At 68.9% G+C, this 22,527-nt stretch carries 16 protein-coding genes, 1 tRNA gene, 1 pseudogene and 1 CRISPR repeat array; of the genes and pseudogenes, 8 read left to right on the top strand and 10 right to left on the bottom strand.

What is annotated here, in order from left to right; translation table 11 throughout:
* Nucleotides 1-146: 146 nt before the first annotated feature.
* Nucleotides 147-2,070: a CRISPR direct-repeat array (repeat unit 37 nt; unit sequence GTGGCGGTCGCCCTCCGGGGCGACCGAGGATCGCAAC).
* Nucleotides 2,071-2,225: 155 nt separating this feature from the next.
* From AB0B72_RS34700 to dnaA, 9 genes and pseudogenes are all read right to left on the bottom strand, one after another.
* Nucleotides 2,226-2,302: transfer RNA gene (locus AB0B72_RS34700), tRNA-Ile, on the bottom strand.
* Between the two features lie 154 nt (nt 2,303-2,456).
* Nucleotides 2,457-2,837, bottom strand: a pseudogene (locus tag AB0B72_RS34695) (DUF3566 domain-containing protein); the annotation flags it as partial.
* 1,013 nt (nt 2,838-3,850) lie between these two features.
* Nucleotides 3,851-6,352 carry a DNA gyrase subunit A gene (gene gyrA, locus AB0B72_RS34690; RefSeq protein ID WP_367743657.1) on the bottom strand — a complete coding sequence of 834 codons (2,502 nt, stop codon included), beginning with the start codon at nt 6,350-6,352 and terminating at the stop codon, nt 3,851-3,853.
* Nucleotides 6,353-6,367: 15 nt separating this feature from the next.
* A complete protein-coding gene (gene gyrB, locus AB0B72_RS34685) occupies nt 6,368-8,311 on the bottom strand; it encodes a DNA topoisomerase (ATP-hydrolyzing) subunit B (protein ID WP_367743656.1) in 1,944 nt (647 codons plus the stop codon).
* Between the two features lie 334 nt (nt 8,312-8,645).
* A complete protein-coding gene (locus tag AB0B72_RS34680; protein WP_367743655.1) occupies nt 8,646-9,218 on the bottom strand; it encodes a DUF721 domain-containing protein in 573 nt (190 codons plus the stop codon).
* Entirely contained in the window at nt 9,208-10,413 is a 1,206-nt protein-coding gene (gene recF / locus AB0B72_RS34675) for a DNA replication/repair protein RecF (protein ID WP_367743654.1), read from the bottom strand. The genes AB0B72_RS34680 and recF overlap by 11 nt, the downstream gene beginning before the upstream one ends.
* 152 nt (nt 10,414-10,565) lie before the next feature.
* The gene (gene gnd / locus AB0B72_RS34670) at nt 10,566-11,519 is read right to left on the bottom strand and encodes a phosphogluconate dehydrogenase (NAD(+)-dependent, decarboxylating) (protein WP_367743653.1); all 954 of its coding nucleotides are present in this window, start codon (nt 11,517-11,519) and stop codon (nt 10,566-10,568) included.
* A gap of 114 nt (nt 11,520-11,633) precedes the next feature.
* Nucleotides 11,634-12,773, bottom strand: a complete 1,140-nt coding sequence (gene dnaN / locus AB0B72_RS34665; RefSeq protein WP_367743651.1) for a DNA polymerase III subunit beta — start codon at nt 12,771-12,773, stop codon at nt 11,634-11,636.
* Between the two features lie 523 nt (nt 12,774-13,296).
* On the bottom strand, nt 13,297-14,907 hold the full coding sequence (gene dnaA, locus AB0B72_RS34660; protein WP_367743650.1) for a chromosomal replication initiator protein DnaA: 1,611 nt from the start codon (nt 14,905-14,907) through the stop codon (nt 13,297-13,299).
* Nucleotides 14,908-15,362: 455 nt separating this feature from the next.
* On the opposite strand from dnaA, the gene rpmH reads away from it, so the two are divergent.
* From rpmH to AB0B72_RS34625, 7 genes are all read left to right on the top strand, one after another.
* The gene (gene rpmH, locus AB0B72_RS34655; protein WP_015772801.1) at nt 15,363-15,500 is read left to right on the top strand and encodes a 50S ribosomal protein L34; all 138 of its coding nucleotides are present in this window, start codon (nt 15,363-15,365) and stop codon (nt 15,498-15,500) included.
* A gap of 65 nt (nt 15,501-15,565) precedes the next feature.
* On the top strand, nt 15,566-15,943 hold the full coding sequence (gene rnpA, locus AB0B72_RS34650) for a ribonuclease P protein component (RefSeq protein ID WP_367743647.1): 378 nt from the start codon (nt 15,566-15,568) through the stop codon (nt 15,941-15,943).
* Nucleotides 15,940-16,263, top strand: a complete 324-nt coding sequence (yidD, locus tag AB0B72_RS34645) for a membrane protein insertion efficiency factor YidD (RefSeq protein WP_367743645.1) — start codon at nt 15,940-15,942, stop codon at nt 16,261-16,263. The genes rnpA and yidD overlap by 4 nt, the downstream gene beginning before the upstream one ends.
* A gap of 4 nt (nt 16,264-16,267) precedes the next feature.
* A complete protein-coding gene (gene yidC / locus AB0B72_RS34640; RefSeq protein ID WP_367743644.1) occupies nt 16,268-17,224 on the top strand; it encodes a membrane protein insertase YidC in 957 nt (318 codons plus the stop codon).
* Nucleotides 17,225-17,242: 18 nt separating this feature from the next.
* Nucleotides 17,243-17,737: a protein jag gene (locus AB0B72_RS34635; protein ID WP_367743641.1), complete on the top strand. Its 495-nt coding sequence runs from the start codon at nt 17,243-17,245 to the stop codon at nt 17,735-17,737.
* 140 nt (nt 17,738-17,877) lie between these two features.
* Nucleotides 17,878-18,558 carry a 16S rRNA (guanine(527)-N(7))-methyltransferase RsmG gene (gene rsmG / locus AB0B72_RS34630; RefSeq protein ID WP_367743639.1) on the top strand — a complete coding sequence of 227 codons (681 nt, stop codon included), beginning with the start codon at nt 17,878-17,880 and terminating at the stop codon, nt 18,556-18,558.
* Nucleotides 18,559-18,875: 317 nt separating this feature from the next.
* Entirely contained in the window at nt 18,876-19,649 is a 774-nt protein-coding gene (locus AB0B72_RS34625; RefSeq protein ID WP_367743637.1) for a ParA family protein, read from the top strand.
* A gap of 9 nt (nt 19,650-19,658) precedes the next feature.
* Here the strand turns inward: AB0B72_RS34625 and AB0B72_RS34620 are convergent, their stop codons facing one another.
* The gene (locus AB0B72_RS34620) at nt 19,659-19,997 is read right to left on the bottom strand and encodes a hypothetical protein (protein WP_367743635.1); all 339 of its coding nucleotides are present in this window, start codon (nt 19,995-19,997) and stop codon (nt 19,659-19,661) included.
* A gap of 251 nt (nt 19,998-20,248) precedes the next feature.
* Between AB0B72_RS34620 and AB0B72_RS34615 the strand changes: the two genes are divergently transcribed.
* The gene (locus AB0B72_RS34615; protein WP_367743632.1) at nt 20,249-21,226 is read left to right on the top strand and encodes a ParB/RepB/Spo0J family partition protein; all 978 of its coding nucleotides are present in this window, start codon (nt 20,249-20,251) and stop codon (nt 21,224-21,226) included.
* Nucleotides 21,227-22,527 lie beyond the last annotated feature (1,301 nt).

Below are 22,527 nucleotides of genomic sequence, written 5' to 3'. Positions count from 1 at the left end.
AAACCGCGACCTCGGCCGTGTCCCTGCAGCCGAGACCAGCAACGACCATCAGTAACAATCCGCAGCAACATCAACGCCAGGGGGTCAACTTTCAGGCGACGATAGGGGGTCCGTTTTCAAGCGTCGTTGACACGCCGCCGAGCGTGGTGGCGGTCGCCCTCCGGGGCGACCGAGGATCGCAACGCCACACTCGACTGCACCCCGATGCTGCTGACGGGTGGCGGTCGCCCTCCGGGGCGACCGAGGATCGCAACGTCGCGGCCCCGGTCGCGGTGAACACGATCTTGTTGGTGGCGGTCGCCCTCCGGGGCGACCGAGGATCGCAACCGGTACGCGTCCACCGTCGGCGCCGGCAGTGCCGCCGTGGCGGTCGCCCTCCGGGGCGACCGAGGATCGCAACCCGTTCGAGGGGGCCGACCACGCGCCCCGGGACGAGGTGGCGGTCGCCCTCCGGGGCGACCGAGGATCGCAACGCCGTGTCGATAACCGCGGTGCCCAAGTTGACGTGTGGGTGGCGGTCGCCCTCCGGGGCCGAGGATCGCAACAGGCCGGATGCGGTGATGTTGTTCTCGCAGGCGACGGTGGCGGTCGCCCTCCGGGGCGACCGAGGATCGCAACTCACAAATGGTGCAGCCGACGGGAACCTACAGCATGAGGTGGCGGTCGCCCTCCGGGGCGACCGAGGATCGCAACTAGGTCGGTTCAAAGGCAGACATGCGAGATGCCTACGTGGCGGTCGCCCTCCGGGGCGACCGAGGATCGCAACGTCCCCCCGGCCCGCGTACTCTTCTAGCACGTCAGACGGGTGGCGGTCGCCCTCCGGGGCGACCGAGGATCGCAACTCCGTCATCTTGTGCAGGGCGGTGCCCATGTTGGCGTGGCGGTCGCCCTCCGGGGCGACCGAGGATCGCAACACGTACCCGTCGTAGCGGACGGACAGGGTGGCGCCGGTGGCGGTCGCCCTCCGGGGCGACCGAGGATCGCAACACCTTGGCCAAAAGGGCCTGCTGTGCATTGACGAGTGGCGGTCGCCCTCCGGGGCGACCGAGGATCGCAACACGAGAGAGGAACGACATGGGTAAGCACACGCATGCGTGGCGGTCGCCCTCCGGGGCGACCGAGGATCGCAACAGGGACACCTCGACGATGTCGCGCTGCTCGTAGTCCGGTGGCGGTCGCCCTCCGGGGCGACCGAGGATCGCAACGCGACCAGGCGTGGAACGGTGTGATCCGCGCGGAGGTGGCGGTCGCCCTCCGGGGCGACCGAGGATCGCAACTGTCTTGCACGACCTGTACCACGCGAAAGCGGCCGTGGCGGTCGCCCTCCGGGGCGACCGAGGATCGCAACTCCTCGGCGTTGCCGGCGCCGCCGCCTTCGTGTCGGTGGCGGTCGCCCTCCGGGGCGACCGAGGATCGCAACGCCGATCACCTGGATCTGGAGCGTTGTCCTCCGCCCGGTGGCGGTCGCCCTCCGGGGCGACCGAGGATCGCAACTCGAAGGCTCCGCCGAAGCACAACGGTCGGCGGACCGTGGCGGTCGCCCTCCGGGGCGACCGAGGATCGCAACAAGAACGTCCAGCCGCTCGAGGAACTCATCGCCGGCGGTGGCGGTCGCCCTCCGGGGCGACCGAGGATCGCAACCTTGAGTACTCGGGGCAGGTGGGCGTGGAGGTGGGGTGGCGGTCGCCCTCCGGGGCGACCGAGGATCGCAACACGAAGTCAGGCGAGTATGACCAGTCCTGGGTGAGTGGCGGTCGCCCTCCGGGGCGACCGAGGATCGCAACGTCCCACCGCTGTGGATGATCGACGAGTACGTGGGTGGCGGTCGCCCTCGGGGCGACCGAGGATCGCAACCCGCACTTAGGGCACGGGTAGTTATTCGGTTGGCGGTGGCGGTCGCCCTCCGGGGCGACCGAGGATCGCAACTGGACGATCACAATGCCTTCGCACATAGGCATCGGTGGCGGTCGGCTCCTGGGACGACCGAGAATCACAACCACTGCTCCTGGTCGCACAGGCCAGGTAGGTTCACGGCGGCGGTCGTCGCTTATGACCTTGCGATGTTCAATCTCAGTCACTTACCTAGGGGAGACCGATGTCAGGACCTGTCGATGTGGATTGATCTTTGTCACCTAGTCGGGACCAATCTCACTAACGAGCAGCTAACAAACGATCAAAAGGCCAGTTCCCTGATCTTGGGAACTGGCCTCTGAGCTGGCATTTCGTGGTGGGGCTACCAGGACTTGAACCTGGGACCTCTTCCTTATCAGGGAAGCGCTCTAACCGTCTGAGCTATAGCCCCGCGTCGCGCGCAAGGAACGTTACCGCATCCCGTTTCCGGTGGCGAATCCCTGCGCGAACGAGATAAAGCTTACCGTGTCCGTACCCGTGGTCGCACCGCTGGAAGCCCGTCACCGTACGGCCACCGCCGCGTGAGCGGCAGCCGTACGGTGACGTTACTCGGCCTCGCTGAAGGTGACCTCGACCCCGCCGACCAGGTCGGCGGACACGTTGTAGATGACCGCGCCCAGGGTGGACAGGGCGGTGATGAGCACGACGTTCAGCGCGCCCAGCATGGCCGTGTAGCCGAGGATGCGGACAGGTTCGAACCAGCTCGCCGCATCGATCGTGTCCGCCCCCACTCCGCCGGCTCCCGTCGTGAGCTGGTTCACCGCGTCGGTGATGGAGGAGAAGACGCCGAGGCCCGAGAGCACGCCGTACAGGACGGCCACGGCCACGAACAGCACCACGAAGCAGACGAGGGACACGACGAAGCTGAACTTCATCGCCGACCACGGCTCGATCCTGCGCAGCACCAGGTGGGCCTTGCGGGGCGCGCGGACACCCGCCTTCTTCTCCTTGGCCGCCTCGCTCTTGGAGCCGGAACGCTCCGCCGTGCCGAAGCTGAGCCCCCGCACCGCGCCGTCCACCGAACCGGCGCCGGAGGGGCGGGCGCCGTCCACAGGAGGTGAGGTCGTGGGGGAGAACGCCGCGCCGGCGGAGGCGCCACGCGTGGAGTCCGTGCGAGCCGACCAGGACGTGTCGGCGGTGCCGGTCGACGTCTCGGGCCAGCCGCCCGTACGGCCCGCCGTACCCGGCGTGCTGGAGGAGCTGGAGGAAGAGTTGGACGAGGACGAGCCGGTCCGTGACGCCGTGCTGGGGCTCCCCGGACGTCCCGCCCCTTCCGAGGCCGACGAGGAGTCGGGCCGCCCGGAGGTGCCCGGCTTGCTCCCCGCGCTGGTCCGGCCTGCGGCCGAGCCGGCCGCCGTCCCGGACGACGGACGGCCGGACGACGCGGATCCACCCGACGGACGGCCGGAGGCGGAGGCGGCCGATCCGGACGACGGGCGGCCCGAAGCCGAGCCGGCCGATCCGGACGACGGGCGGCCCGAAGCCGAGCCGGCTGAGCCGACCGACGGACGAGCCGAAGTGGACCCGGCCGACGCCGAGGACGGACGAGCCGACGTCCCGGAGGACGGACGGGCGGACGTGCCCGAGCCACCCGTCCCGGAGGACGTACGACCCGCGGCCCCTGAGCCGGAGCCGGAACGGCCGGGCGCGGAGAGCGGAGCGGTGGGCTCGGCGCCGGGGATGGGTGTGCCGTCGGCGGGCGTGTCGCCGTCCTTGGTGGACTGCCGCTTCCACGGCTGGTCGGCGGCGGAGGTCCGGATGCGGACGGTGTCGTCGCCCTTGGCCGGTTCGGGAGCGGTCAGCTCGTCATCGGAAGCCACCCTCGCGACGCTATCGCCATCCTGTACCCGAGCGGTAACGCCGTCCTTCATCGAAGACGACGCCGGACGGCTGCCCGGCTTCTTCTTGGGCGTACCCGTGCGTGGCCTGCCGGTGTCGCTCATGCCTCGTCTCCTGCCCCGTTCTCCTCGGTCTCCAACGCCTCGGCGTTGCGAGCGAGGGCCACAACACTGTCCCCATCGGCGAGGTTCATCAGGCGCACTCCCATCGTCTGGCGCCCCGACTGCTTGATCTCACCCGCACTGGTACGGATCACCCCACCGGCGGACGTGATCGCGAAGACCTCGTCCTCGGGACGGACGATGACGGCACCGACCAGCTTGCCACGGGCACTGACGATCTTGGCTGTCAGCACCCCCTTACCGCCGCGGCCCTGGACCGGATACTGCTCGGCGGGAGTCCGCTTCGCATACCCGCCGACCGTGGCGATAAGCACGTCCTCGCCACCCTGAATCACGTTCATGGCGAGCAGCTCGTCACCGTCGATGAACCTCATCCCGATGACGCCGCTGGTCGCGCGGCCCATCGGACGGAGGGTCTCGTCGGAGGCGGTGAAGCGGATCGACTGCGCGTTGGTGGAGACGAGCAGCAGATCGTCACCCTCGGAGACGAGTCGTGCGGCGATCACCTCGTCATCCTCGCGCAGGTTGATGGCGATAAGGCCACCGGAGCGCGGCGAATCGTATTCCGACAGGCGGGTCTTCTTGACCAGGCCGCTGCGGGTCGCCAGGACGAGGTACGGCGCGACGTCGTAGTCCCGCAGGTCGAGGATCTCCATGACGTGCTCGTCGGGCTGCATCGCCAGCAGGTTGGCCAGGTGCTGGCCCCGGGCGTCGCGCCCGGCGTCCGGCAGCTCGTACGCCTTGAAGCGGTAGACGCGGCCCTTGTTGGTGAAGGCGAGCAGCCAGTGGTGCGTCGTGGTCACGAAGAAGTGCTCGACGATGTCGTCCTGGCGGAGCTGCGCGCCCCTGACGCCCTTGCCGCCGCGCTTCTGGGCGCGGTAGAGGTCGGTGTGGGTGCGCTTGGCGTAGCCGCCACGGGTGATCGTGACGACGACGTCCTCCTCGGCGATCAGGTCCTCGATGGACATGTCGCCTTCGTACGCCGTGAGCTCGGTCTTCCGCTCGTCGCCGAACTTGCCGATGATCTCGCCGAGCTCCTCCGAGACGATCCGCCGCTGCCGGGGCTCGTTGCTGAGGATGTCCTGGTAGTCGGCGATCTGCGCCATCAGGCCGTCGTACTCGTCCTGGATCTGCTGCCGCTCCAGGGCTGCGAGCTTGCGCAGCTGCATGTCGAGGATGGCCTGCGCCTGCACCTGGTCGATGTCCAGCAGCGTCATCAGGCCGCCCTGGGCCTCGGACGCCGACGGCGACCGCCGGATGAGGGCGATCACGTCGTCCATCCGGTCGAGCGCCTTGATCAGGCCGCGCAGGATGTGGGCCCGCTCCTCGGCCTTGCGCAGCAGGAACCGGGTGCGCCGGACGACGACCTCGATCTGGTGCACGATGTAGTACCGGACGAACTGGTCGAGCCGCAGCGTCCGCGGCACGCCGTCCACCAGCGCGATCATGTTGCAGCCGAAGGTGGTCTGCAGCTGGGTGTGCTTGTACAGGTTGTTCAGCACGACCTTGGCGACCGCGTCACGCCTCAGCACGATGACGAGCCGCTGGCCGGTGCGCGAGGAGGTCTCGTCGCGGACGTCCGCGATGCCGGTGACCTTGCCCTCCCGCACGAGTTCGGCGATGGTCAGAGCGAGGTTGTCCGGGTTGACCTGATACGGCAGGGCCGTGACGACCAGGCACTGCCGGCCCTTCGGGTCCTCCTCGACCTCCACGATCGCCCGCATGATGATCGAGCCGCGCCCGGTGCGGTAGGCGTCCTCGATGCCGCGGCGGCCGACGATCAGCGCGCCGGTCGGGAAGTCGGGGCCCTTGATCCGGGCCATCAGCCCGTTGAGCATCTCCTCGTCGCTCGACTCGAGGTTGTCGAGGGCCCACCGGACGGCCTCGCCGACCTCGCGCAGGTTGTGCGGCGGGATGTTGGTCGCCATGCCGACCGCGATGCCGGCGGCGCCGTTGACGAGCAGGTTGGGGAAGCGCGACGGCAGGACCACCGGCTCCTGGGAACGCCCGTCGTAGTTGGGCTGGAAGTCGACGGTGTCCTTGTCGATGTCCCGGAGCATCTCCATGGCGATCTGCGCCAGGCGGCTCTCGGTGTACCGCATGGCGGCGGCCGGGTCGTTGCCCGGCGAGCCGAAGTTGCCCTGCCCGTCGACGAGGGGATAGCGCAGCGACCACGGCTGCGCGAGCCGTACTACGGTGTCGTAGATCGAGGCGTCGCCGTGGGGATGGTAGGAGCCCATGACGTCACCGACGATGCGCGAGCATTTGAAGTAGCCGCGGTCGGGACGGTAACCGCCGTCGAACATGGCGTACAGCACACGGCGGTGCACGGGCTTGAGGCCGTCGCGTACGTCCGGCAGCGCGCGGGACACGATGACCGACATCGCGTAGTCCATGTAGCTGCGCTGCATCTCGGACTGGATGTCGACCAGTTCGACGCGGTCGGCAGGCGGCCCAGGCGGAGTGTTTACTTCCGTCACGAAAAGTCCTTCTGCTTAGACGTCGAGGAAGCGGACGTCACGGGCGTTGCGGATGATGAAGTTCCTGCGGGCCTCGACGTCCTCACCCATGAGGACGCTGAACAGCTCGTCGGCCTGGGCGGCGTCGTCGAGGGTGACCTGGAGGAGCACCCTGGTGTCCGGGTTCATCGTGGTCTCCCAGAGCTGGGAGGCGTTCATCTCGCCCAGACCCTTGAAGCGCTGCACGCCGTCGTGGAGGCGGGGGTCGCGCCTGCCACGGCCGATGCCGTCCTCGATGATCGCGTCGCGCTCGCGGTCGGAGTACGCGTACGAGGCGTCCTCACCCTTGCGGTCCCACTTGATCTTGTAGAGCGGGGGCTGGGAGAGGTAGACGTGGCCGGCCTCGATCAGCGGCCGCATGAAGCGGAACAGCAGTGTCAGCAGCAGCGTGGTGATGTGCTGGCCGTCCACGTCGGCGTCGGCCATCAGGATCAGCTTGTGGTAACGGAGCTTCTCGATGTCGAACTCGTCGTGCACCCCCGTGCCGAGGGCCGTGATCAGCGCCTGGACCTCGTTGTTCTTGAGGACCTTGTCGATCCGCGCCTTCTCGACGTTGAGGATCTTGCCGCGGATGGGCAGGATCGCCTGGAACTTGGGATCCCGTCCGCCCTTCGCCGAGCCGCCGGCCGAGTCGCCCTCGACGATGAACAGCTCGCACTTCTCCGGCTCCGACCACTGGCAGTCGGCCAGCTTGCCGGGAAGCCCGCTGCCGCTCTCCAGCAGCGACTTGCGGCGGGTGAGGTCGCGGGCCTGACGGGCGGCGATACGGGCGCGGGAGGCCTGCAGCGACTTGGTGATGATCTCCTTGGCCTCGCCCGGGTTGCGCTCGAACCAGTCGCGGAGGTGGTCGTTGCAGGCCTTCTGGACGAACGACTTCGCCTCGGTGTTGCCGAGCTTGGTCTTGGTCTGGCCCTCGAACTGGGGGTCGGCGAGCTTCACCGAGATGATCGCCGCGAGGCCCTCACGGACGTCGTCTCCGCTGAGATTGTCGTCCTTGCCCTCCTTGAGGAACTTCTGCTCGCGCGCGTACCGGTTGACGATGGTCGTCAGCGCCGCGCGGAAGCCCTCCTCGTGGGTGCCGCCCTCAGCCGTGTTGATCGTGTTCGCGAACGTGTAGACCGACTCGCTGTAGGAGGCGTTCCACTGCATGGCGATCTCGACCGAGATGCCGTCGCCGTGCTCCTCGAAGTCGATGACCGAGGTGTGGATCGGATCCTTCTTCGAGTTCAGGTGGGTGACGAAGTCGGCCAGGCCGCCCTCGTAGTAGTACGTCACGACCGTCGGCTCGCCGTTGATGTGGTCGGGCCGCTCGTCGCTGAGCCTGATCGTCAGGCCCTTGTTGAGGAAGGCCATCTCCTGGAACCGGCGCGAGAGCGTCTCGAAGTTCCAGGTGGTGGTCTCGAAGATGGTGTCGTCGGGCCAGAAGCTGATCGTCGTGCCGTGGCCGTCGGTCGGCTCGCCCTTGCTCAGCGGGCCCACCGGCTTGGCCGTGTCGTACGACTGCCGCCAGATGTGCCCGTCGGTGCGTACCTCGACCTCCAGGCGCTTGGACAGGGCGTTGACGACCGACGCGCCGACGCCGTGCAGGCCACCCGAGACGGCGTACGACTTGCTGTCGAACTTGCCGCCGGCGTGCAGCACGGTGAAGACGACCTCGACGGCGGGACGCCCCTCGGCCTCGACGATGCCGACGGGGATGCCGCGCCCGCGGTCGACGACGCGGACGCCGCCGTCGGCGAGGAGGGTGACCTCGATCCAGTCGTTGTGGCCGGCCAGCGCCTCGTCGACCGCGTTGTCGACGATCTCGTAGACAAGGTGGTGGAGCCCGCGCTCACCGGTCGAGCCGATGTACATGCCGGGGCGCTTGCGGACCGCTTCAAGGCCCTCGAGAACGGTGATTGAACTAGCGTCGTAGGACAAGTGCGAAATCCTCCTGCCGCGGACACGCGGCGGGGGACACCATGGATTGGCTGCCCCTGCCGTGCCCGTCACCGTCGTGAGTGCCCCGATGCGCCCACCCTGGGGAAATCGGCCCGCCGGGCCGGGGGGTGGCGCAAACCGGACGTGTCCTTGAGTCCATGTTCATTCTACCGGTCCTGAGGACCTCGTAGGGCATTGACGGGGGCTGTGATGGTCTGTCGCTTGACGATCATGTTTTTGAGCATCCCCCACGCGGGAAGGGGGTCGTCGCCTCAGGCGCGATTTTGGGCCGGTTCGGGCTCTCCCTCTGTGCGGCGCCCGCCCGATGTACCGTTCATCCGTAGGTGTCGCCGGGGCCTTTGCTGCCGCGCACCCGCAGCCCGCCCTCAAGCCGAGGGCCGGCTCCCGGCCCGCGCACCTTGACCCGGGTGACCGTTCCGTCGCCCAGCTCCTCGTTGAGCCGCCTGACCAGCGTCGACGCCAGCAGCCGCACCTGGGTGGCCCACGCCGTCGAGGCGGCCGCCACGGTCACCTCGCCGTCCTCGAAGCTCTCCGGCGTGGTGTGGGCGGCCAGATCCGGCCCGACGATCTCGTGCCAGCGGCCGAACACGCCGCCGACGGCGACCGGCTGCTCCCAGCCCCGGTCGGCCAGAAGGTCACGGATGGCCTTGCCGAAAGGCAGCGGGTCGCCGGCGTCCCTGCCCGGCGCGCCGCCGCGCCGGCGGCGGGGCTCGCTCCTGGGGAGCCGGCCGCGCCTGGCCGCGTCGGCCTTCGCCTGGGTGAGCTTCTCCCGTGCCAGGGCCGCCCCCCGGGCGGCCGCGCCCGTCGGGGAGCCCTCGCCCTGAGGCGATCCCTGTGTTGCTGAGGGGCCGGGCGTTCGTCCACCGCCTGTGGATTCATCGGACACGGGTGACGCTCCCTTCCACGACGTCGAAGCGGGCTCCGGCGAGCTCGGACGGCACGTCGTCGGGCACGGCCGCGGTGATCAGCACCTGCTCGGCGGGGGCGACGATCTCGGTGAGCCTCCTGCGCCGCTGCGTGTCGAGCTCGGCGAACACGTCGTCGAGGATCAGCACCGGGTCGCCGCCGTCCGTCCTGAGCAGGTCATATGCCGCCAGCCGCAGTGCGAGTGCGAACGACCACGACTCGCCGTGGCTGGCGTAGCCCCGCGCGGGCAGCTCTCCCAGGCGCAGCAGCAGGTCGTCGCGGTGCGGGCCGACGAGGGTGATCCCCCGGTCCAGCTCGGCCTGGCGGACCTCCGCGAGACCGGCCCGCAGCCGTTCCGCGATGATTTCCCGGTTTGTCCCCAAGCTGGGGACGTCTGTGGATAACTTCCCCTCGGCGTCGTCCACAGCGCCGCGATAATCCAGGTCCGCCAGCGCTGAGGACGGCGCGAGGGTGGCGTACGCCTTGGCCGCCAGCGGCCGTAGCGCGTCGACCAGGTCGATGCGGGCCGCCGTCAGCTCCGCGCCGTGCCGCACCAGGTGGGAATCCCAGATCTCAAGCGTGGCGAGGACGTCTCCGGCACCCGCGGAGGCGAACGCCGCGTCGTCGTCCTGCCGGCGGCCGCCGCGCCGCCTGCCCCCGCGGGTGGCGGCCGCCGTACGCAGCAGGGCGTTGCGCTGCTTCAGGACGCGCTCGTAGTCGGCGCGGACCCCGGCGAACCTGGGGGTGCGGGCCACGAGCAGATCGTCGAGGAAGCGGCGCCGCTCGGAGGGATCCCCCTTGACCAGGGAGAGGTCCTCGGGAGCGAACAGCACGGTCCGCAGCAGGCCGAGAGCGTCGCGCGCCCGGGGGGCGGGGGACCGGTTCACCCGGGCGCGGTTGGCCCGCCCGGGGTTGATCTCCAGCTCGATGAGCGCGCGGCGGTCGTCCCTGACCACCACCGACCTGATGATCGCCCGCTGTGCCCCGTGGCGTACGAGCGGGGCGTCGGTGGCGACGCGGTGGCTGGAGTGCGCGGCGACGTATCCCAGCGCCTCGACCAGGTTGGTCTTTCCCTGCCCGTTCGGCCCGACGAAGGCCGTCGCCCCCGGTTCGAGCGTGAGCTCGACCTCCGGATACGACCGGAAGTCAGTGAGGGACAGGCTGGCCACGTACACCCCGTAAGGCTAGTACCCGGGGTGCGGGCGCGTGCGCCGAAGGCGCCCGGCCGCCCTTGTCCCCACCGCCCTTGTTCGCGCCGAGGCGCACGGTCCCTGTCCCTGCCGGCCCCGTGCGCCCGGTCCCGGATGCCGGTCCCGTGTGCCAGGGGTCAGTGGCCGCCGCGCTCGGCCTCGGCCGGCGGGGTCACGTCCGCGCCGGGGGAGTCGGCCCCCTTGTACTTCTGCCCCGCGACCGACTCGACCGCGTGCCCGCCGAACTGGTTGCGCAGCGCGGCGACCATCTTCATCGCCGGCGAGTCGTCCTGCCGCGACGAGAACCTGGCGTACAGCGCGGCGGTGATCGCCGGCAGGGGGACGGCGTGGTCGACGGCCGCCTGGACCGTCCAGCGGCCCTCGCCCGAGTCCTCCGCGTAGCCCTTCAGCTCCGCGAGATCGGGATCCTGCTCAAGGGCGCGGACCAGCAGGTCGAGCAGCCACGACCGGATCACCGTCCCGTGCCGCCAGCTCTTGAACGTGTTGGGCACGTCGCGCACGGCGTCGCTGGCCTCAAGCAGCTCCCAGCCCTCGGCGAAGGCCTGCATCATGCCGTACTCGATGCCGTTGTGGACCATCTTGGCGAAGTGGCCGGCGCCGACCGAGCCCGCGTGGACGAAGCCGTCCTCGCCCTCCGGCTTCAGCGTCTCGAAGATCGGCATGAGGCGGCCGACGTACTCGTCGTCGCCACCTGTCATGAGGGCGTAGCCGTACTCGAGGCCCCAGACGCCGCCGCTGACGCCCACGTCGACGAATCCGATGCCGCGCGGCGCCAGCTCGGCCGCGTGCTTCAGGTCGTCCACATAGTGCGAGTTGCCGCCGTCGATGATGATGTCGCCCTCCGACATCAGGTCGGCGAGCTGCTCCACGGTGGCGCGGGTGGGCTGGCCCGCGGGGACCATGACCCACACGGCGCGCGGAGCGGTCAGCCTGTCCACCAGCTCCTTGAGGCTCGCCACGTCGCTTACGGCGGGGTCGCGGTCATAGCCGACGACGTCGTGGCCGCCACGCCGCAGGCGCTCGGCCATGTTCCCGCCCATCTTGCCGAGGCCGATCATGCCGATCTGCATCTGAGCCACCCTTCAGATCCCCACACCGTCCGATTCGTCCACAGGAGTCGCGTACCCGTGGACGAGGGCTCCAAGCCCCGGGGCAGATCGTACGCCCCAGGTTGAAGGCACCGGTCAGCTGGACAGCCGGATGGGCATGATGAGGTAGCGGTAGTCCTCGGTCGCTCCGTCGTCCACAGGCTTGCCCCCGGTGAGGATGGCCGGCTTGGTCGGCGTGGTGAACTGCAAGCGCGCCATGTCGGAGTCGATGGCGCCGAGGCCCTCCAGCAGGAATTGGTGGTTGAAGGCGATGTTGATCTCGTCGCCGTCGAACTCGGCCGGGATGGCCTCCACGGCCTGGGCCTCGTCGCCGGTGCCCGCCTCCAGGACGACCTCGCCGCCGCGGAAGGCCAGCCGTACGGGGGTGTTGCGCTCGGCCACCAGGGCGACGCGCTTGACCGCCTCGACGAACGAGGCTGTGGACAGATCGGCGCGCGCGGAGAACTCCGTGGGCAGCAGCGAGCGGTACTTGGGGAACTCCGGGTCGAGGAGCCTGGTCGTCGTCCGCCTGCCGGAGCTGGAGAAGCCGATCATCCCCTCGCCTGTGCCGCCGACCGAGCTCAGCGCGATCTCCACCTCTGCGCCCGTCCCGCCCAGCGCCTTGGCCGTGTCGGCGAGCGTCCGGCCCGGGATCATCGCGATCGCCTGGAAGTCGGGCTGCTCCGGCTGCCACTTCAGCTCGCGTACGGCCAGCCGGTAGCGGTCGGTGGCGGCGAGGGTCACGGTGTCGCCCTCGATCTCGACGCGCACCCCGGTCAGCATCGGCAGCGTGTCGTCCTTGCCCGCGGCGACGGCCACCTGGGCGACGGCGGAGGCGAACACGTCGCTGCCGATCCTTCCGGCGGCCGGCGGCATGGCCGGCAGGGACGGGTAGTCCTCCACAGGCATCGTCAGCAATGTGAACCGGGCGCTGCCACAGGTGACGACGGCCTTCGCTCCGTCCACAACCAGCTCGACCGGCTGTGCGGGAAGGGCCCGTGTGATCTCGGCGAGGAGCTTGCCGGAGACGAGGACGACGCCCGGGTCACCGGTCTGCAGGTCGAGGGTCACCTGGGCGGAGACCTCGTAGTCGAAGCCGGACAGCTTCAGCTGCTGGTCCTCGGTCACTTCAAGTCTCATCCCGGCGAGCACCGGCACCGACGGCCGTGCCGGAAGGCTCCGTGCCGTCCACGCCACGGCCTCGGCGAGTACGTCGCGATCGATCCGGAACATCACGTGGACCAGCCTCCTGGGTGTCGCTGCTTCTTCAGGTCTTCACTCTCCCGCACCTGAGCACCTCGAGAAGCCCTTCTATGGTTCTTGAGTTCTTAGGAAGAGAGATATAGGTCATCGCATTAGGCAGCGTGGATATGTGGATGTCGGTCGTTTTCGCAGCTCAGACGGGCTGCTTCATCCACCGGCCGTGTGGGGGAGGGGTGGACGGACACCCCGTCGGCTGTGGGGGAACCCGCGATCCCCACACCGGTTCCCCAGGAACACGGCCCTTCATCCACGGGTAATCCACGATGTTTCCACCGGTTGTCCACGGGAAAACAGGGGCTGCTGAGGCCTGTGCAACAAGAGTGCACAGGGCGTCCCCAGCCTGTCCACGGGTCTTCCCCAAGCCATCCCCAGGGTTTCCCCATGTTCATCCCCAAGTCATGGCGGCGTGTTTCAGCGTTGGGTGTGATGGTGTTCGTGAGATCGGGGTGCCGAAGCGCTCTGTGATTGATCCACAGAGATATCCACAGGCTGTGTATCAATTGTTACGCGCGCGCTGCTTGATCCGCGTCGTCAGCTCGTTGACCTGGTTGTACATCGAGCGACGCTCCGCCATCAGGGATCGGATCTTCCGCTCCGCGTGCATCACGGTGGTGTGATCCCGGCCGCCGAACTGCTGGCCGATCTTCGGCAGGGACAGGTCGGTGAGCTCCCGGGCCAGGTACATGGCGATCTGCCGGGCGGTCACCAGGGCGCGGGAGCGTGAGCTGCCGCACAGGTCGTCGAGGGAGACCCCGAAATACTCCGCGGTCGTCGACATGATGAGGGAGATGGTGATCTCAGGACTCGCGTCCTCGCTGATCAGGTCCTTGAGGACGATCTCGGCGAGCTGGATGTCCACAGACTGCCGGTTGAGGCTGGCGAAGGCCGTGACCCGGATGAGCGCGCCCTCGAGCTCACGGATGTTGGTGGCGATCCGGCTGGCGATGTACTCCAGCACGTCGGGCGGCGCGGCCAGGCCCTCCTGGATCGCCTTCTTGCGCAGGATCGCGATGCGGGTCTCCAGCTCGGGCGGCTGGACGTCGGTGATCAGGCCCCACTCGAACCGGTTGCGCAACCGGTCCTCCAGCGTGACGAGCTGCTTGGGCGCGCGATCGCTGGAGATGACGATCTGCTTGCTCGCGTTGTGGAGGGTGTTGAACGTGTGGAAGAACTCCTCCTGCGTCTGCTCCTTGCCCTCCAGGAACTGGATGTCGTCCACGAGCAGGATGTCCACAGCCCGGTACCTGGAGCGGAACCCGTCCGCCTTGTGGTCCCGGATGGAGTTGATGAAGTCGTTGGTGAACTCCTCGGAGCTCACGTACCGCACCCGGGCGCCGTCGTACAGGCTCTGCGCGTAGTGGCCGATCGCGTGCAGCAGGTGGGTCTTGCCCAGCCCGGAGTCGCCGTAGATGAACAGCGGGTTGTACGCCTTGGCGGGGGCCTCGGCGACCGCCACGGCCGCGGCGTGGGCGAACCGGTTGCTGGCGCCGATGACGAAGGTCTCGAAGGTGTACTTCGCGTTGAGCCGCGCCGGCTCGCCGGCCGTGGTGCGGCCGCTGCGCGCGTCCCAGCGGTTCTGCGCCGGCTCCGGCTTGGGTGCCGGGGGAGGCTCGGGGGAGTATCCACCAAGCTGCGGCGGCTGTGGATGCGACGGGTGCTGGGTGTGTCCCGAGTGCTGTGGATGCTGTGGATAATGCGGCGCGCCCTGCGGACCGGAATCCCTGTGAGATGGGCCGTCCTCGCCTAACGAATAGCTCTGCGCCTGGGGACGGAGCTGTGGATAGTCGGTGGACGAGGAGAGCGGCTGCTGCCGGTGCTGGTCACCGCCGTGCCCCGGCGGGATGGTCGTCGCGGTGGGATCCACCATCACCGCGATCCGCACCGGCCGCCCGAGCTCCTGCGACAGCGCGTGCACGATCAGGGGGCGCAGCCGGACCTCGATGACCTCTTTGGCGAAGTCGTTGGGGGCCGCGAGGAGGATGGTGTCGTTGATCAGGCCCGACGGCTGCGTCATCTGCAGGAACGCCCGCTGCTGCCCCGAGACTCCCTCGTCGAGGAGGGTCGTGAGCGCCCGAGCCCATACAGCGTTGAGATCGACGCCATCCATGGCTCCGCCCCTCCTCCCTTGCGCGGCTCCCGCCGCTCGCCGCTCGTCGCTCTCCGCTCGCCGCGATTCGTGTCCAGTCAGTACGCCCGGGGCATCCGGAGGTGCTCCCCCGATATGCGAATCCACACGAGATCCACATGATTGTGCACAGCCCGCACATTCTTCCCTTGCGCATCGACGCTGATGAAGGGAAGGACCGAAGGGCCGACAGTAGCGTTGTGCGCAACCTGTGTTCAAGGCGTTGTCCACAGCCTAGTGGGCCCCGGTGGCCCGCCGTGCTCGCTTGGGGACAGGGAGAGCCGGTTTGACCAGACCCCCCTGGGGCGCGTAACGTGTCCCGGTCGGCTAATCACGCGACGGCTATTTCGCATGCCCACGCATATGACGAGCCGTAACCCTGGAATGTACCGCGCCCGCAGACCGCTGCGGGTGTATCTGAAGCCTGGAGCCCACCCGTGAGCAAGCGTACTTACCAGCCGAACAACCGTCGCCGCGCGAAGACCCACGGCTTCCGGCTGCGCATGCGCACCCGGGCCGGCCGTGCGATCCTCGCGGCCCGGCGCCGCAAGGGCCGCGCCGAGCTGACGGTCTGACGACGCGATCCCGCCCGCCGCGCAGTCGTGCGGCGGGCGGCGTCCGTACGTCGAAGGAATAACCGGTGCTGCCGTCCGCGTCGCGAATGCGACGGGGTGACGAGTTCGCCGACGCGATCCGCCGCGGGCGACGCGCCGGGCGTCCCATGCTGGTCGCACACCTGAACACGCGTGAGGCCGATGCGCCACCGCTGGTCGGCTTCGTCGTGAGCAAGGCGGTCGGCGGCGCGGTGGTCAGGAACCAGGTCAGGCGCCGGTTGAGACACCTCATGCGAAGCCGCCTGCTGTCGCTGCCGAGAGGTAGCCTGCTTGTGGTACGCGCCAATCCACCGGCCGCGTCCGCGCGCAGTGAGCACCTGGCCGCCGAGCTCGATGTCGCGCTGGATCGTTTACTCCGGCGGCGAGGGTCCGATCACCGGGCCCCGACGGATGGGCGGTCATGACAGCGGAGCACCCGGTTCCGGCGCGAGGTTACGCGCCGGACGTAGCAGAGCGGCCCGCGGCCCGCGGCCCCGCCGCGCGTGCCCTGCTGGCTCTGATCAGGTTCTACCGGGCTTTCATCGGCCCCGCCCTGGGGCCGCACTGCCGGTTCGAGCCGTCCTGCAGCGCCTACGGGATGGAGGCCATCGCCGTTCACGGCGCCCTACAGGGGGTATGGCTGACCGTCAGGCGGATCGGGCGGTGTCATCCGTTCCATCCAGGAGGTTTCGACCCGGTGCCCCCACGCCGAGTCCGGTCTCACGACGATACGCAAGGGAGCTAGCTCGGTGGAGCTGCCATTCCTGAATTGGCTGTACACGGCAGTGGCCTGGGTGATCACCCAAATCCACGCGGGCTACAGCACTTTCATTCCCTCCAGCAGCGGGCTCAACTGGGCGCTGACCATCATCACGCTGACCGTGCTGATGCGACTGCTGATCTTCCCCCTCTTCCTCAAGCAGATGCGTTCGTCGAGGAAGATGCAGGAGCTCGCCCCCAAGGTGCAGGAGCTCCGTAAGAAGTACAAGAACGACAAGCAGCGCATGAACGAAGAGGTCATGCGCCTGTACCAGACGGCCGGGGCCAACCCGCTGGGCGGCTGTCTCCCGATCGTGGCGCAGTTCCCGATCTTCATCTCGATGTTCACCGTGCTGCGGGCCATCGCCGAGGACCGGGTCGCGTTCGGCATGACCAAGGAGCTCGTCGACAGTGCGCGCGCGGCGCACATCATCGGCGCGCCGCTGCCGGCCACCTTCTTCACCAGCTCCGAGCACATCCTGGCGTTCGGCGCCGACCCGGTCGTGACGAAGGTCGTGCTGGCCTGCTTCGTGGCGGTCAGCTCGCTCACCACGTTCCTGACCGTACGGCAGAGCGTGCAGCGCTCCATGGCGCAGATGCCGGACAATCCGATGGCGCAGCAGCAGAAGATCCTGATGTACGTCTCGCCGCTGTTCGCCGTCTTCTCCCTGAACTTCCAGCTGGGCCTGATCCTCTACTGGGTCACCACCAACGTGTGGACCCTTTCCCAGCAGCACTGGTTCTACAGCCGGCACCCCATGCCCGTGATCGACGAGAAGGGCAACGTCACCCAGCCTGAGCCCACCAACGGGATCTTCACCAAGCTGGTGGGCAAGCCCAAGTCGGCGCCGGCGGAGACGGCCGAGCCGGAGCCCGCACCCAAGATCATTCGTCAGCAGCCGGCGCGGCAGCCTCGCAGCAAGCGCACCGGCAGCAAGAAGTCGTAGGAGAAGGAGAGTCCGGACGTGACCGAAGCTGAGGAGACCCTCAAGCCTGCTCCCGACCTCGCCGCCCTCGAACAGGAGGGTGAGATCGCGGCCGACTACCTGGAGGGTCTGCTCGACATCGCCGACCTCGACGGCGACATCGACATGGACGTCGAGGGCGACCGTGCGATGGTGTCGGTGGTGGGCATCAAGGGCAACGAGCTCGTCGGTCCCGACGGTGAGGTCCTTGAGGCCCTCCAGGAGCTGACCCGCCTCGCGGTGCACCGCCAGACCGGGGAGCGGTCCCGGCTCATGCTCGACGTGGGCGGCTACCGCGAGCGGCGCCGGACGGAGCTCACCAAGATCGGGGCCGCCGCCGCCGACGACGTCAAGCGCACCGGCGAGCCCAAGGCCCTGGAGCCGATGACGCCGTTCGAGCGGAAGATCGTGCATGATGCGGTGGCCGCCGCCGGGCTGCGCAGCGAGTCGGAGGGCGAGGAGCCCGGCCGCTTCGTCGTGGTCCTGCCGGCCTAGCCGGATCAACAGATTTCACCCGGAAAGCCGCCGGTCCCGTTCGTGGGGCCGGCGGCTTTCTCCGTTCCGCCCGGCTTGCCATCTCGGCTGCCGGGCGGACGGCTACCCTTGGCGCAGAGCGTTCCCAGAATGAGTGAGTGATGACCGAGAGCAACGAGCTGCCCGAGGCGCCCCCTGTGGCCCGGGAGGTTTTCACCGGTGAGGCGATGGAGCGGGCGCTGGCGTTCGCCCATCTGCTCGCGGGGCCCGGAGTGGTACGCGGACTGCTGGGGCCACGGGAGGTCTCCCGCATCTGGGACAGGCACCTGCTGAACTGCGCGGTGGTGGCGGAGGCGGTGCCGCGAGACGCGACCATCGTCGACATCGGCTCCGGCGCCGGCCTGCCCGGCCTGGTGCTGGCCATCGTCCGGCCCGACGTGACCGTGACGTTGCTGGAGCCGCTGCTGCGCCGCACGGTCTTCCTCTCCGAGTGCGTGGAGACGCTCAAGCTCGGCAACGCGGAGGTACTGCGCGGCCGGGCGGAGGAGATCGCGGGCCAGCGGGTGTTCGACGTGGCCACGGCCCGCGCGGTGGCGCCGCTCGACCGTCTGCTCACCTGGTCGCTGCCGCTGCTGCGGGAGGGCGGGGAACTGCTGGCGATGAAGGGGGAGCGGGCCGCGGAGGAGCTTGCGGCGGCCGGTCCCCAGCTGAAGGCCGCCGGAGTGCGGGAGGTCGAGCTCGTCACGGTCGGGCGCGGTAAAGTCGATCCGCCCGCCACTGTTGTCCGCGTGGTCGCAGGATGGTCTCCCGAGGCGGGCACACGGCGGCGGCGGAAGAGGTGAGCGTCGTGCGTCGTGCGGCAGAGGGCGCGGCAGTGGGCCTGGGTTGGCCGGAGACTCTCGTCGCCCTACCCTTGGAGATCGCGACCGTAGGCCGGCCCTCGGGAGTCGGCTGGCCCCGTTCCTCCGCTTCGCCGGTCCGAAGCACGACGACCGTGTCCCCGACCCCCCTGAACCCTGGCGATTCGCCGCTGGTACGAGAGGCACTGAGTTCTGTGGTTTCACGTGAAACAGCCGCGCCCCCGCAGGCGGCTGCGCCTTCCGTCGGATATGCGACGCGCGACAACGGGACGTGGCCTCGTCCGCCCCGATGCCGGGTGATGACCGTGGCCAACCAGAAAGGCGGGGTGGGGAAGACCACCACGGCGGTCAACTTGGCGGCTTCGCTGTCGATGCATGGGCAGCGCGTCCTCGTCTTCGACCTCGATCCTCAGGGGAACGCGTCGACGGCCCTGGCCACGGAGCACCGTTCGGGAACGCCCTCTGTGTACCAGGTGCTCGTGGACGACATGCCTCTGTCGGCCATCGTGAAGCCGGTCCCCGACATGCCGAACCTCTTCTGCGCCCCCGCCACCCTCGATCTGGCCGGCGCGGAGATCGAACTCGTCCCCATGGTGGGCCGGGAGACCCGGCTCAAGCGTGCGCTGGCCGCGTTCGACTCCATGGAGTTCGACTACATCCTCATCGACTGCCCGCCGTCACTTGGCCTGCTGACGGTGAACGCCATGGCGGCGGCCCAGGAGGTGCTGATCCCCATCCAGTGCGAGTACTACGCGCTGGAGGGCCTCACCCAGCTTCTGCAGAACGTGGAGCTGGTGCGGGTGCACCTCAACCAGACGCTCGCCGTGTCGACGATCTTGCTGACGATGTACGACGGCCGCACCCGGCTCGCCTCCCAGGTGGCCGACGAGGTGCGGTCGCACTTCGGTGACACGGTGCTCGACGCGGTGATCCCCCGCAGCGTCCGGGTCTCCGAAGCGCCCAGCTACGGCCAGTCGGTCATGACGTACGACCCCGGGTCGAGCGGCGCCCTCGCCTACATGGAGGCGGCGCGGGAGATCGCCTACCGCGCCGCCGCGCTCGCACAAGCCTGAGGACATGGCCTAGTTCTGAATCTCCGCCGGGCCCTCGTCGAAGACCGTGATGTCGGTGACGATGTGGATGGGATTCGGCCAGTCCACGTTGACCACGAAGGTCACGCCCTGGTTCGGATCCCAGGGAGAGCCGTGCGGCGCGATGTTGGACACCGTCACGTTGGCGGCTCCGATGAACCGCTGATGGTTGGCGTCGGTGAATCCGCCGTGCGCGTTGGGGTCCGTCTCGGGGACGTACTCGCTGGCGGCGATGTGCACGATCGAGTTGACGGTGATCGCCCCCCAGTTGAAGTTGAGCGGCACCCGGCCCTTGAGGGGCCCCCAGTACTTGCGGATGTGCTGTGGCATGCTCTGTCCTCCTGTGTGAGGACTTGAGCATGACGCGAGCCGTGGGTGGCCTTCTTGAGTAGCCCTGTACTCAACATTCCGTTATCCACAGGCGTCGCTTCGGCGGCCATGGCGGGGTCGCCGGACGGCAGAATGGCGCCTGGGGGTAGAGGAGTCCACACAGCGGTACCCTCTCCTGGTGTGTGCGTAGAGGTGCCCGGCGGCCCGGCGTCGCCGGGCACCTTCTTCTGTGCGGGTGCGAAGGAGCAGCGGTGAGCCAGCAGCGGCGGGGACTGGGCAAGGGGCTTGGGGCTCTCATCCCCACGGGACCGATCGTCGATCCCGCGGTCGCGGCGAGCGCAGGGAGCACAGCGAGCGCGGTCGGCGAGACACCTGAGGATCAGGGGCTGCGACCGGTGGAGGGGGCCTATTTCCAGGAGATCGACGTCACCGCCGTCTCCCCGAACCCCCGACAGCCGCGCGAGGTCTTCGACGAGGACCGCCTTGCGGAGCTGGCCGAATCCATCAAGGAGGTCGGCCTCCTGCAGCCCATCGTCGTGCGCGCCGTCGGTGCCGGGCGGTTCGAGCTCATCATGGGGGAGCGGCGGTGGCGCGCCTCCACTCTCGCGGGCCTGGAGCACATCCCGGCGATCGTGCGGAGCACGCAGGACGACGAGATGCTCCGCGAGGCGCTCATCGAGAACCTCCAGCGGGAGCAGCTCAACTCTCTGGAGGAGGCCGCGGCCTACCAGCAGCTTCTCGACGACTTCGGGGCCACCCACGAGGTGCTCGCGCGGAAGGTGGGCCGGTCCCGCTCGCACATCAGCAACACGCTGCGGCTGCTCAACCTCCCGCCGAACGTCCAGGTCCGGCTCGCCGCGGGAGTGATCAGCGCCGGGCACGCCCGCGCGCTGCTGGCGCTGGACGACTCGACGGCTCAGGAGCGACTGGCGGCCAGGATCGTCGCCGAGGGCCTCTCGGTACGGACGGTCGAGGAGATCGTGGCGCTGGGCGAGGCGACGGCGGGGCCGGCGCCCCGCAAGCCCCGCGCCAAGAAGCCCCCGGCACCGGCACTGCGGGACCTCGCCGACCGGCTCTCCGACCACTTCGAGACGAGGGTGAAGGTGGACCTCGGAAGCCGGAAGGGCCGCATCGTGGTGGAGTTCTCCACTATCGACGATCTGGAGCGCATCATCGACACGATGGCGCCTGAGGCCGCCAACGCCATGCGGAGCCTTTCGGCGGAGTAGCTGTTTCACGTGAAACACGAGGCGTTTCCCAGGGATGTGCCTCAGAGGTGGATCCGACTGACGATCAGCGCCAGGCATCAAGCTGTGACGCCGTGACTGGGGTGGCCGTCCGTCCATGTTCGGCCGGAACACCACCGAGGCCGCCATGCCGTAGAGGGCGATAGCAACCGCAGCCATCGAGTGGTAGCCCGGTCTGAGGAGCCGGCCGTTGGCTACGCAGCCGTGATCCGGATCGCCACGTTCATCAATGGCTGTGGGGCGCTCAAGAAGCAGGAGCGGGCTGTTCGCGAACCTGCGATCACTTTGGGGTGAGCTTCGCGGGGTGGGAGCGTAGACGGTCAGCCAGTGCGAGCGCTGCCGGTAGAAGTCCCTCAGTTGAGGGGGTCATCGGGGGCCGCTTGAAGTATGCGAGGCGGCCCCGCGAGGTCCACGACCGGCTCGCCGTCCTCGGGGATAGGGGTGTCTACCGTGCCGTGCGTAAATACGGCCAAGTCTCGCCGCGCCTGTGAGCGACGCCGGCGATAGGCGGTGGGACGGCAGGCCGCGTACGGGAGGGATGAAAGCGAAAGGCGGTGAGGGACGAGGTGCCGCGCGCGGCAAGCGCGTGAGTGATTCTGGCGGTCAGCGGTAGGACTACGGGTCGCGTGCTGCGAAGAGGGGAGCGACAGGGCAGCGAGCGGCAGGACGACGGTCGCGTGCGGCGAGGAGGTGAGCGCCCCTGGCGGTGAGTGGCGGAACGGCGGGTCGCGTGGAGCGAGGGAATGAACAGCGAAGGCGGTGAGCGGCAGGGTGGTGAGCGGCAGGACGGTGAGCGGCGGGACGACATTCCGCGTGCAAAGCAACGAGAGGGTGGGGGACAAGGCGGTGAGCCTTTGGCGGCGCTGCGCGCCGTGCCGAAGTACCACTTGCCGTGCGGGAGATACCGTCCACGCCGCCCATTCACGGCTCGCTCTGGCTCGCCCTTCGCTGTCACCGGGGCGAGCGTTCTTATGCCTGCCATGATCCGAGCGAGCCGCTCCGTGGTCAGCGTGCGCTCGGTGTCGATCGCGGGTAGAGGAGCGGGATCGGAGAGCGTCGAGCAGGGCTCGAAGCTTGTTAAGCTCTCCGTCTCATCGAGCCTTCTGCACGTTCACGCATCCGGCCGATGTGGCAAGGGCCGGGCCGTCCTGCCGTCGGCCGGCGATGGCGGCCCCAACTCCGCGCTCCAACTGCGTGCCCAAGCTGCGCGCCCCAACTGCGCGGCGTCCTAGCTCGTCGTCCCTCAGGCCTCCATGAGCCGGCTCAAGGCCGTTGCACCCCAA

This window comes from Microbispora sp. NPDC049125 (genome assembly GCF_040802045.1).
Lineage (GTDB): Bacteria > Actinomycetota > Actinomycetes > Streptosporangiales > Streptosporangiaceae > Microbispora.
Note: the sequence above shows the minus strand (reverse complement) of the source record. Positions and strands in the feature narration are given on the sequence as shown.